We start from the raw sequence: 12,087 nt of genomic DNA on the forward strand, positions 1-12,087 counted from the left end.
TTTTGATGGTTTAACATTCAGTTTTTTATCGCTAATAGATTTCCTATTTGTTTGGAAGTCCTTATTAAATTTTCCCGTGTATTTTTCAGCGCTTCTTCCCTGCATTCGGGCTCGTTCCCAATACTGAATAGTCCATCAAAGACCTCTTGTAACTCTTCTACAACGGTTCGTGTTACCTTCCCGGCCAAACCTATGACAGGTACATGCTTGCTTTTTGCTATTCGTGCAACAACAACCGGAGCCTTTCCGCCCAAAGACTGCATATCAATACACCCCTCTCCTGTAATCAATATATTAGCTGTTGAGATAGCTTCGCATAATTTCACCATCTCGCAAAAATATTGTGCACCATAAAGCAGTTCGGCCTGTAGATATACCTTACATGCCGCTGCAACACCTCCCGCCGCCCCGCCGCATTCGTGGTCTGCCAACGATTCGCCCATACATTTGAGCGTATCCTCATTAAATTTCTCCAGAAACTTTTCCAAAAAAATTACCTCTTCCTGAGTGGCTCCTTTTTGTGGTCCAAATACAGGAGCTGCTCCCAATTCTCCCAACAGTGTGTTGTTAACATCACATAAAACCCGGATCTTACAATGACGCATTCTCCGGTGTAAGCATGTCACATCTAAACGGTCTACTTCAAAATAGTTGACCGGCCTTGGAGCAATCTCTCTACCACTACGACCCCAAAAAGAGACACCTAACTCGGCCAACATCCCCACACCACCGTCCACTGTAGCTGACCCACCCAAGCATAAGATCATATCAGAAATACCCAAGGACAGAACATGGTTTATGAGTTCCCCCAGCCCCTTGGTGGACGCTTCTAAAGGCGTTATTTTCACGCCTCCTCGTATTGTTCCAAATCCCGATGTCTCTGCAATCTCCAGTACGGCTGTTTGCCCATCATCGATCAATCCGTACCACGCATTCACCATCTCACCGTATGCACCCGTCACCCGAAAAGAGCAATGCCTGCCCTTGAAAAAATCGGTCAATAATCTCCCCGTATAATCTCCCCCGTCGCCAATCGGAATAACGTGACTCACATGGTCCAGCACGCTTTCGGACAATCCTTGCTGAATAGCGTATGCCACTTCATCTGCAGGCAGCCCCTCTTTAAAACTATTGGGTGCAATGATGATCTTATACATTTTATTTCTGGCTCTCTTTTTTCAATTCTATCAGCAAGACAGACATACCGTCGATATTAAGATCCAGTACATCACCGGCTTTAAATCCTTTCACGGCGGACACAGGCTGCATATTTTTATCTTGATCGGTAGCATACACCTCTACATCATACCTGATATTATTCTGGAGGTTTTCAAACCTGATCTGCCTTTTTATTTTTGAACCCCGACTATTTGTCAACAGCACGCCAACCGAAGAACTGTCTGCATTTTTACCTGCACATATCGTTACTGTACGATCCGGTTCACTACTCTTGCAGCCTACACGATTGTGATACATAAACAAGGTATTGAATTGCTTAAAGGCGTAATACACCTTTGATGGCACACCATAATAACTGAACATGCTCAAAGGGTTATAATCTGCTGCAAAAAAATTGGCTACATCGACAGGGCTATCCTGTAGCTTCATCAACACGTTTGCAGAAAAAACAGCTCCTTCGGGCCCTTTCATCAAATCATATTCGTTTTGGAGATTATCGTAAATCGCTCTTGTAGAAGAGGCTCCCGGAAAAATATATTGCCACCCCGATCTTAAATAATGCCATTCATTTAAGTGACTTTCTGTCTTGTTATAGCCGTACTTATCCAACAAGTTTCTGGCAATCTGTGCATCCCGGACAAGCGAATCCGTTTTTGCATAATAGGCATGCCAGCTGAAAAAATCAAGCGGTACCTGGTTTTGCTGGCAGTACTTCAGAAACGGTATAACCCATGACGAATTAATATTCGTAAAAGCCGGACCTCCTATCTTCAATTTCGCATTGTATTTTTTCAGGCCTTTGGCTGCAACTTTAAAAAAGTCGAAGAACTCATCTTGTGTACCCGTCCAGCACGGTTTGTTATCAGGTTCATTGTATATCTCCCAATACCTGATATTGTAATGAAAACCATCTGCCCATCCTTCATTGTAATGCCTGATGATTTGCGTACAGACCCGTACCCATTTGGCATAATCTGACGGAGGCGACAAATGATATTTGGTTACGTGCTCTATGCTTACGCCGAGCCTGAATATAATCTCAGATTTGTTTTTTAGGATAGGTTGCAGATAATCATCCGTTTTTTTGAAATAGTAATTTTTCGGGTCATTAGGATTGGCGTCAAAATCCGGAAAGATGGCAGGCACATCCACGACATCAGGATGAGGCCAGTTGGCATCATGAAGCCGTGTATAAGGAAACCCTGCCCCCTTATGATATTCCGCTATGGGCTCCTGATGCCTGCTATAATAAAAAGGACCGCCATTCACTCCGTGCAAGGGCTTGATCTTTCCGATGTTTTCCTGCAAATCAATCGTCCAGACAGTATCTTTTCCAATCGCCCAAACAGAAAAAGGAAGCAGATATAAAAACAAGTAGATAAAAATCTTCATATATAGTTCCTCCTATCTAAATAATTCATTTATAATCCTGACAGTATTGTTTACCAGCACCTTCCCCCCATCATCACCGACCATAGTAGCCATCGCACTATACCCCCCTCCTGCCAAAGCTCTCTTTGTAGGAAGATAATCTGCATAATCACCGCACAACTGAACGACAAATATTTGCTTTGATGCACCTCTTCCTTTAATCATAAAGCCATAATCCACAAACAGCTCGAAAGGATTTGTAGCAAATACAATATCGCCCAGCCTAAGCACGTGGATTTCAGCTTTATAGATTTTCTGTATAGGATGGATTTTGTATTGTTCTACTTCCAACTCTTTCTTCCGAAGAATAGCATAGTCACTTTTTTTATTATCCCATGGCCCATGTCGTTTTACCTTTTCGTTAGACTTGATTTCTGCCAGGAACCTGTTCCATGCTGTTCCGGGAGAATTCTTGTCTTCGGGTTCCCTGGATTTGATTTCCCTGACGATGGACAGTGATTCGGCATAGGCTTCGGGAGATATGCTACGCAAGGGAATATCCAATGTGCAGACGATATGTTTAAAAACGATAGCCTCCCGTTCACGCTTGCCTAAGTTGGAATAGGCTTCAAAAATCACATCTCCGATTCTTTTTCCCAACGCTACAGTTCCTTCCGCTTCCCACATATTCGGTTCATCGGCCTTATAGCCTCTTGTCAAATCGCGGGGAGAGAGATCACCAGCTGCACCACATTGCGCCAGCACATACAACGCTTTGGAGAATCGCTCTCGCAACACCTTCCGCACCTCATGCCAGTAGTCTGCCGATATGTAGTCTTTGGCTTCCGTTACCTGCGCCGGACATGGAATATTTACAATGATACCTTCCAAATCTCCCTTACTATCCCTACAGAACAGCAAGTCCATAGAAGAATCACCCGGTCCTTCAATGCCTATATAATCTTCCCGATTCACTTCTCCATACATCTCGGTAGATCCATCTGCATACTGTACCCGTCTATTGTGCCCAACCGGCACATAAGTCAGACAGGATTGGAGACCTCCACTTGCCGTCCGGTTGTGCCATGCCGTAACAGCGGCCTCGGTCAGCTTGTCTATCAGCATGGTACCATATTCACTTTTTGCATCCGGCTCAGGCCCCGAATGTGTATGGGTAGCGAAAATGAGCAACTTATTGGCATCAAACCCCTCCAGCCTATCCGCAACCTGTTTCCGCACACAACATTGAATTTCGGCGGTACACCACAACAGGTCGATCGAAATCATGATCGCCTGCTCTTTAGCGCCGTCTACGGCGATAGATTCTAAAGCCAGAGCCGTAGCTGTCAGATTGCTCTGAACATATTTAGATAAGCGTTCGTAATACTGTCCAAACAAAGGGACAGCCCTCTCAGGCGTGATGTCGATCTCACTCCATCCGGTATATATTTTACCTGTTGTAAACATCGTACACATCGTTAGTATCCATATTCTTTTTCTACTTCGGATATGGCCTCCTCTATGATCTCCAGTCCCATCATGGCATAGGCCTCATCCGTTATCAAAGGTGGCGACATCCTTAAAATATGTCCTGCAGGTATCCAGGCAAGCCCTTTACGAAAAGCCTTTTGGTACACCAGTTCTCCGGCCTTTGCAAAAGGTTCTTTCGTCTTTTTGTCTTTCACGAGCTCAATGCCCAAAAGAAAGCCTTTACCTTTCACATCGCCTATAATAGGATGCCTGTCCATCATTTCACGCATACGCACCATCATCTTGGCACTAACATTTCTCACATTTTCCAAAAGACCTTCCTCTTCGATGACTTCTAGCGAGGCCAGGGCGGCGGCACAGGCCATAGGGTTGCCTCCATAACTTGATGAGCCTGATATCTTATCCATAGCCTCCGCATATTCGTCTTTGACAACGAGTGCAGTTACAGGGAATCCGTTTCCAAATGATTTTCCGAAAGTGACAATATCAGGTACTACATTCCAATGGTTCATCGTCAGCCATTCCCCTGTTCTTCCCATACCGGCAAGCACTTCGTCATCAAACAAGAGCACTCCCAATCTATCACATAGCTGTCTAAGTTTCGGAAAAAAATCATCCGGCGGAAAAATAGACCCGGCCCACCCTTGTGCCGGCTCAAGTACAAATGCGGCCAAATTGCCTACCGTTGCTTCCTGAATAAACTGCTCATAGAACCTGATATAAGCGTCCGTATCCAGGCTACCATCTGCTTTTGTCCAGATAGGTCTATACGGATCAGGACGGGGCACCATATAGAACCCGGGAGCTCTGGTCGGCCCATAACTGTGTACATCGCCTCTAATCATCTGCCCGCAGCTTACGGCTGCCATTGTTTTGCCATGGAAATCACGGAAACATGATATAAATTCATGCTTGCCCGTAATGGCACGAGCCGCCCGAATACCGGCTTCTACCGCCGTAGCTCCGTCACTGAACAGTTGGATAGACGTCAATCCTTTAGGCAGGATAGCTGCCATCTTTTCCATCAATTTTTCCTTTACAGGTGTGGTGAAATCATGCATGTTCATCAAGCGGTTTGCCCAATGGGCTATCGCTTCTGAAATTTTGGGATGACAGTGGCCCAGGGAAGTTACATAGATCCCCGAAGAAAAATCCAGGTAACGATTACCGTCCGAATCGATCAGAGAGATACCATGCCCGCTTTCAAAACACACGGGGAATAAATTTACCTGACCGCTTAGTCCTCTCATGTACTTTGCCGTGTTCGCATGCATCCGCTTCGAAACCGGCCCAGGAGGGGCCTGAACAATCTGAGGTATCTGACGGGCACTTTCTCTCCACCAATCTTTGTTTACTTCTAAAGTCTTCATCATATTGAATTAAATGTCTTTTTATAAGGTTATTACTGTATTTTCTAATGCTACCTGCTGCTCAATATTATTTAGATCTGGGAATTCATCACTTAGATCCAGGCAATACAGGCTTTCTTTTCCTGCCATGGCCGCCAGTTTGAGAGCCTCTAATGGTTTTTTTCGATGGAGCAATGCTGCTAAAAATACCGCTACGGCCGAATCTCCTGCTCCGGAGGCATTCACAAAGCGTGTATCCTCAACAGCGTATGCTTTACAAAATATCTCCTGATCTGTCCATTCTTCTCCCAAATCCAGTATATCTTGCGCATCTCCTGTAACCATATATATGCCTTTATGGGCCAGCTTGATCATGACAATTTTTGCACCGAAGCCCAACAGTTGCCGTCCGATTTCCTGCACTGTTTCATTAGGGATAAAGTCTATTAAATTGCTTCCACCATACATAGCAACCAATTCCTGATACAAGTCAGGCATCAGCATGTATAAAATCTCTTCGATGCTTGGGGCGATAATGTCTGTATATGGCAGGACATTGTGCAAAATATCTCTCCATCTTATTTCTCCCGATCCCACGTGCTCATCCGGTAAACATAAATCCATAGAAGTCACTGTACCGTGCTGCCGGGCATAGTCCAGCAGCTTGATCAGATCTTCTCCTCCATTTCTGTAAAATTTCTGCATAAGCGGTAAGTAGCCGAAATGAAGTATTTTGCTCTTGGCTACCTGCTGAAAATTGACACAATCAAGATCAAAAAGATGACTACATCCGGGATATTCCAAGAACATCCTGTCATTACCCGGAGGAGAAAGCACCAGACCAAAGGAAGTTCCTGCATACTGGATTTTCTTCATGTCGCTCTCAATCTGTATTTCATTCAGACGGGCAGTCAGAAACTGGCCTAAATGATCGTCACCTACCACACCATTCAAAACAACCTTCTTCCCGATTCTATGCAAAACCAGCCCCGTATTGCCCACAACACCACCTACTGTAAAAGCCATTCCGTCCAATTCCACCAGCATTCCTGGTCTGAAAAACTCCTTTGGAGGCGTAGGGATACGGTATGTTTTTTTGAATACAGGCAACATATCCACACAGATATACCCACACACAAAGACATCAAAAGATTCACTGTTGTCCATCATATCTTGATTAGTGTAATACCACAGCTATATCATTCAACTCACAGAAATCAACAAACTGGTTTCTGTAATCCCCATAGGCCAAAATATAATGCTGGCCTGAGATATGTTTTACAAATTGTTCGACCGGAGTTTCCAGTTTCACGAGCAGGCTTGGCAACTGCGGCGCAGGTTGCGTCCAACCAGCCTCTTCCCAGGAACAACGCTCACCCTGTCCATAGGCGATGTGCATTGTATAGTCAGAACCCGTATTAGAAATTCTCGCAATCGTCAGCCCGCCCTCTTTCATGGCAGAAACATTGAGTAACCCTCCACTTATCTGGCCAAACGCGGCAGGCAGCACCCGTATGCCGCCCTCTACAACCTCCTGTGGAACATAATCAGGAACGCCCATCAGCACGCTATCTTCAAAGTATTCGTAAAACTCCAGGTAAGCCGCACATTGCCCTGTAAGCTGTTTGACGACAAGCTGTGTCACAGCTCCCATCACATCATTCTCAGGAATAGTACAAAAACCGGCCTCGTCGGCAAGCAGCATAAAGACAAAAGCCGGAGGAAACCCCAATATCTTTTTCATACCATCCACATCTTTCAAAGAAATCGCATCCAGACCCCTTTCGTCTGCGATCTGCTTAATAGCCAGATAATAAGTTATACCTCGTTTTAAAAAATCTTTATCCATTTCCCCTAAAAACTCCCAGGCCGATTTTATCTTATCCAAGACAACCTGAACCTCATCTGCGTTTATTTTTTCGCTTAGCGAAACCACTTCCAGCATTTCAAAAAATTCAACTTCAATCCCCAGATTCTTTTTAAGGGATATTCCTTCATACAACGTATTATAGAGTCTCATATCCCTGAACCCCATCATTCCTATTCTAGAGTCTCGCAGGTTTTTACCGGCAAAAGCTGCTGTGATAAAACTTTCTATTTTTGATAGCGGCGAAGGGCTGCCAATGATATTGTACAGATAAATAAACTTGTAACCTAAATCCTGAAATACTTTACGCAACGCCGAAGTACCTGCCTGAGCGGCGGTAGTTACAATATGCCCGTTTGGCTTTTCTCCGGCAAGCCCCCACAGCACGATTGGCAGATGTCTGTATTTGTCCGTGATCGAAATGACAGTATGTGAGGGTATCCATCCACTCAAACATATAATCAGCACATCAAATTTCTCCTGTGCTAACTCCTCCTGTGCCCGCAATACATCTTCTCCTCGTTCATCATCTGTCACCAGACCTGTTGTAACAATCTGATACCCAAGGCTATGGATCCCCCGCAGAGCCTTGTCAGACATCTCAGCAATGAGTTTTTTGGGTGAATTAACCTCTCCAAAGGATACAAAACCAACTTTTCTATCAATTTTACCTATCATTATTTTTTATTTGTTTTTACTATTTCTATTTCTCCAGAATTCACTGATATTTTCCAGGCTGACACCTTTTGTCTCCGGCACCTTGAGCCAGCAAAAAAGAGCCCCTAAAAGGCATATTATCGCAAACATCCAATATACACCGGCTCTGTTTCCGTATAGATCATTAAACCATTGATTAAGCATAGGAAAGAATTGCGCTGTAATAAATGAAGACAAATACAGAAAGAAACAAACAACGGCAGTTGCCTTAGCCCGTATTCGGTTCGGAAAGATCTCCGAAATAATAATCCAGCCCAAAGGAGCCAATCCCAATGTAAATGCACTAGTCCCGATAAGCATAGGAATCAACGTATACATAGGCGGCCAGCCCTGTTGGAAATTTAACGCCATCACGATATGGCCGATCCCCATAAAAACCACACTCCAGATCAGTAACGTGCGCCTGTTCAAAACCTTGATAAGAGGAAACGAAATCAACGTACTGATAAGAATAAATACATACACTGGGAGCGAACTCAAAATAGCGTGTGAGCCCACGGTCACACCGGCACTCGCCATGATAGTAGGTGCGTAAAGCAACAGCATATTGACACCATTGATTTGCTGAAGAATCATCAAAAGGATAGCGACTATCAGGGCACTTTTGATACCGGGCGATAAAAGATCCTTGAAATTTCCTTTTTCCTCAGACATACTTTCGGTGATCCGCTGTATTTCGACAGTAGCCATCTCCTGCCCATTGATTTTGGATAGTATTTTTTCGGCCAATTTCAATTTACCGTTCATCACCAGCCAGCGTGGGCTCTCAGGAATACTGAGCAGCCCAATAATCAAAAACATAGCAGGAACAATCTGTGACATCATCATCCAGCGCCAGCCCCATCCATCAAAGGAGAAAAAATAACAGGAAACCGCGGCAATATTGATCCCAATGACATTAGATAATTGATTGACGTTCACCAGTACACCCCGCAAATGAGCCGGGGCCAATTCGGCTATATATATCGGTGACGAAATCATAGCCAGACCGATACCTAATCCCCCAAAGAAACGATAACAAGAAAAATCCCAGATACCCAGAGAAAATGTACAGCCAATCGTACTTATCACAAAAAGTACTCCGGCAAACATCAGCGTCTTCTTTCGTCCCCAACGATCGGCAAACCATAACCCTCCCAGGGGGCCAACTATGCAGCCTAAAATCGCACTACTTACAGCCAGGCCTTGCAATGCTTCAGGCAGTTCAAATTCAGCCGTTAGAAAGGGTAATGCACCGGAGATAATGACCAGATCAAAGCCAAAAAGAAATCCACCCACTGATGCGACCAAAGCCACCCTTAAAATATACCATAAATTGATTTTCATATAGAGTTATATCATAATTTATCGCACAAAAACTGTTTATATATAGCACTAGTTACAATAAGATATTATTTTACCTCAAAGACTGTCAGGGTACACCCTATCCTGTCTTTCTTATTTTAGTATACCCAAAATTATTGCAGATTGTCACGGCAAGAAACCACCATAATTCAAAAAAATAACACTATATTTGCAATATACAATCCAATACCATTGGTTTAATAGCAATTTAGTATTTAATTGGAACCCAAACTAGAAAAAATATCTCCGAATCTGCTTTCCTCTCTCGCCGTAAAAAGAGAGGTGACACCTTATATGGATTATCCCCTCCACTATCATCCAGAATATGAGATAATCTTTGTAGAAAAAAGCAAAGGATTGAGAATAATGGGAAATCATGTAGATCAGTTTTCCGATGGCGATCTGGCGTTCATCAGTTCTTATCTACCCCATGTGTGGAAAAACGACAAAGAATATTACGAAGGAAACAAAGAGTTATATGTAGATGTATACGTTATTCATTTCCTGGAAGATTGTTTTGGAAAAGATTTTTTCAAATTGCCTGAATTAAATCATATAGCACAATTATTTGAATTAGGCAGACAAGGTATATCCATATTAGGCAAGGAGCACAGCAAGATATCCCAGATGATCAAAGCTGTCTATCATTCCAACGGATACGAACGGCTAATAAATTTTCTAAATCTGCTCGATACCATAGCAACAGCAAAGGATATCAAATTACTTTCTACGCCACTATATGTTCAAAATATAAATAAAATAGAAACGGACCGGCTAAACATAGTGATCGACTTTATGATGAAAAACTATCGTGACGATATCTATCTGGATCAATTGGCCGCTATCATCAACATGAACAAAGCTTCATTTTGCCGATACTTTAAAACCAGAACCCACAAAACATGTACAGAGTTCCTCAATGAAATAAGGATTTCCCAAGCCTGTAAACTACTCTTAAATAAGAGCTTAAGTATTTCAGAAATCTGCTACAAGGTAGGTTATAACAACATCTCTTATTTTAACAGACAATTCAAAAAAATAACCAGAATGAGTGCCAAAATGTATAGAAAACAACTTGTCTCTATTTAATAGGTAGCTACCTGGGCTGCCATGACAATCAACATCGTTGCCGTTTCAGGCATGACAATTGCAGAAACGCTGCACTATGCCACTAAAAGGATAAAGCTATAATTTCCGGCTATGAAAGTTTGACCAGCGACACTAATGGTAACGAATTGAAAAGCAAACATTTTGACATCAAAGTAGTATTGGTTCCGGCCGGGTCCGTTACTAAGCTTTCGTCGGTTAATATCAAAAACCTTAAACTGGTAGAAGGGGCTTTGGAATTATAAATGAATATGGACTTACGAAGTTTTGGAAACTTCGTAAGTCTTAAAAACAGATTGCTTCACTGCCTGATTTCTCCGCTCATCGGGATTTGTAATCCCGATGCTCATAACCTCCGGATTTATAATCCGGCATCACCTAATACTATTACAATAAATCAAAACCAATATCCTTACGGAAGTAGAACGCGTCGAAGTAAATGCGTCCGGCATCGGCGGTAGCCTGTTGCACGGCGTCGAACAGGTTATCCCGTAAGGCGGTAACCGCTAAAACACGTCCGCCGGATGATTTAATTACACCGCCATCCAGCTCTGTTCCGGCATGAAAAACCCGGGATTCGCGAACATTTTCTATCCCGGATATAACCTTGCCTTTCAGGTATTCGCCGGGATAACCACCGGCTACAATTACAATGGTTGCGGCAGTTTTCGGAGAGATTTTCAGCTCAACCTTATCAAGCGTTTGATTGCCCACTGCTTCCAGCAGATCAACCAGATCAGTTTCTATGCGGGAAAGCACACTTTGCGTTTCCGGATCGCCCATGCGTACATTGTATTCAATAACGTAAGGCTCGCCGTTTACATTCATCAGCCCGATGAAAATAAATCCTTTATACGGAATATTGTCCTGCTTCAGCCCGTTAATGGTTGGGATCACAATGCGTTGTTCCACTTTGCCCATAAAGGTTTTATCGGCAAACGGTACAGGAGAAATAGAACCCATACCACCGGTATTTAAACCGGTATCGCCCTCGCCAATACGTTTGTAATCTTTGGCGGAAGGTAAAATTTTATAATGCTTACCATCGGTTAATACAAAAACCGAAAGCTCAATGCCTCTTAAAAACTGTTCAACAACCACGGTGCTGCTGGCTTCGCCAAATTTGGCGTCCTGCAGCATGGCCTTTAATTCCGCTTTGGCCGATTCGAGTGTTTCGCATATCAGCACACCTTTACCGGCTGCCAGGCCATCCGCCTTTAATACAATTGGTAAGGTTTGGGTTTCCAGGTATTGCAACCCTTCTTCAAGCGTTGCAAGCGTAAAGGTTTTTGATGCCGCGGTTGGTATACAATGTCGCTGCATAAACTGCTTGGAGAAATCCTTGCTTCCCTCTAATTGTGCACCTTGTTTTTGCGGACCAATTACCGGAATATGGGCCAGCTCTTCCTGCTCCAGGAAATAATCGTGAATACCTTTTACTAATGGCTCTTCGGGGCCAACCACAACCATACTGATGTTATTATCGATAGCAAACCGACCAACAGCTTCAAAATCGGTAGGTTTTATAGCCACATTTTTGCCATAAGCGCCTGTGCCGGCATTACCCGGCGCAATAAATAATTGTGTACACTTTTTGCTTTGCGCTATTTTCCAGGCAAATGTGCTTTCCCTACCACCGGAACCAAGTAAAAGAATATTCAT

General features: G+C 43.5%; 9 protein-coding genes. 1 reads left to right on the forward strand and 8 read right to left on the reverse strand.

All coding sequences use genetic code 11. The annotated features are described in order from the left end of the window. Positions 1 to 17: 17 nt before the first annotated feature. From FW774_RS04185 to FW774_RS04215, 7 genes are all read right to left on the reverse strand, one after another. Entirely contained in the window at positions 18 to 1,157 is a 1,140-nt protein-coding gene (locus FW774_RS04185; protein ID WP_149346869.1) for a glycerate kinase, read from the reverse strand. A 1-nt stretch (position 1,158) separates the two neighbouring features. Then, complete coding sequence (locus tag FW774_RS04190) at positions 1,159 to 2,571, reverse strand: GH39 family glycosyl hydrolase (RefSeq protein WP_149346870.1); 1,413 nt, start codon at positions 2,569 to 2,571, stop codon at positions 1,159 to 1,161. A gap of 12 nt (positions 2,572 to 2,583) precedes the next feature. Continuing rightward, the gene (locus tag FW774_RS04195) at positions 2,584 to 4,017 is read right to left on the reverse strand and encodes a hypothetical protein (protein ID WP_149346871.1); all 1,434 of its coding nucleotides are present in this window, start codon (positions 4,015 to 4,017) and stop codon (positions 2,584 to 2,586) included. Positions 4,018 to 4,028: 11 nt separating this feature from the next. Further along, positions 4,029 to 5,291, reverse strand: a complete 1,263-nt coding sequence (locus FW774_RS04200; RefSeq protein WP_187774803.1) for an aspartate aminotransferase family protein — start codon at positions 5,289 to 5,291, stop codon at positions 4,029 to 4,031. Between the two features lie 141 nt (positions 5,292 to 5,432). Next, on the reverse strand, positions 5,433 to 6,560 hold the full coding sequence (locus FW774_RS04205; RefSeq protein ID WP_149346873.1) for a carbohydrate kinase family protein: 1,128 nt from the start codon (positions 6,558 to 6,560) through the stop codon (positions 5,433 to 5,435). Positions 6,561 to 6,567: 7 nt separating this feature from the next. Further along, the gene (locus FW774_RS04210; protein WP_149346874.1) at positions 6,568 to 7,935 is read right to left on the reverse strand and encodes a hypothetical protein; all 1,368 of its coding nucleotides are present in this window, start codon (positions 7,933 to 7,935) and stop codon (positions 6,568 to 6,570) included. A 6-nt stretch (positions 7,936 to 7,941) separates the two neighbouring features. Then, positions 7,942 to 9,300, reverse strand: a complete 1,359-nt coding sequence (locus FW774_RS04215) for a sugar porter family MFS transporter (RefSeq protein ID WP_149346875.1) — start codon at positions 9,298 to 9,300, stop codon at positions 7,942 to 7,944. Between the two features lie 237 nt (positions 9,301 to 9,537). Between FW774_RS04215 and FW774_RS04220 the strand changes: the two genes are divergently transcribed. After that, a complete protein-coding gene (locus FW774_RS04220) occupies positions 9,538 to 10,407 on the forward strand; it encodes an AraC family transcriptional regulator (RefSeq protein WP_149346876.1) in 870 nt (289 codons plus the stop codon). Positions 10,408 to 10,812: 405 nt separating this feature from the next. Here the strand turns inward: FW774_RS04220 and purD are convergent, their stop codons facing one another. Next, the gene (gene purD / locus FW774_RS04225; protein WP_149346877.1) at positions 10,813 to 12,087 is read right to left on the reverse strand and encodes a phosphoribosylamine--glycine ligase; all 1,275 of its coding nucleotides are present in this window, start codon (positions 12,085 to 12,087) and stop codon (positions 10,813 to 10,815) included.

The organism is Pedobacter sp. BS3, from assembly GCF_008274585.1.
GTDB lineage: Bacteria > Bacteroidota > Bacteroidia > Sphingobacteriales > Sphingobacteriaceae > Hufsiella_A.

Bases quoted from the DNA above. Each gene is read 5' to 3' on its own strand.
- FW774_RS04190 (WP_149346870.1), bottom strand. From the start codon at position 2,571: ATGAAGATTTTTATCTACTTGTTTTTATATCTGCTTCCTTTTTCTGTT.
- FW774_RS04215 (WP_149346875.1), bottom strand. From the start codon at position 9,300: ATGAAAATCAATTTATGGTATATTTTAAGGGTGGCTTTGGTCGCATCA.
- purD (WP_149346877.1), bottom strand. From the start codon at position 12,087: ATGAATATTCTTTTACTTGGTTCCGGTGGTAGGGAAAGCACATTTGCC.
- FW774_RS04200 (WP_187774803.1), bottom strand. From the start codon at position 5,291: ATGAGAGGACTAAGCGGTCAGGTAAATTTATTCCCCGTGTGTTTTGAA.
- FW774_RS04205 (WP_149346873.1), bottom strand. From the start codon at position 6,560: ATGATGGACAACAGTGAATCTTTTGATGTCTTTGTGTGTGGGTATATC.
- FW774_RS04195 (WP_149346871.1), bottom strand. From the start codon at position 4,017: ATGTTTACAACAGGTAAAATATATACCGGATGGAGTGAGATCGACATC.
- FW774_RS04185 (WP_149346869.1), bottom strand. From the start codon at position 1,157: ATGTATAAGATCATCATTGCACCCAATAGTTTTAAAGAGGGGCTGCCT.
- FW774_RS04210 (WP_149346874.1), bottom strand. From the start codon at position 7,935: ATGATAGGTAAAATTGATAGAAAAGTTGGTTTTGTATCCTTTGGAGAG.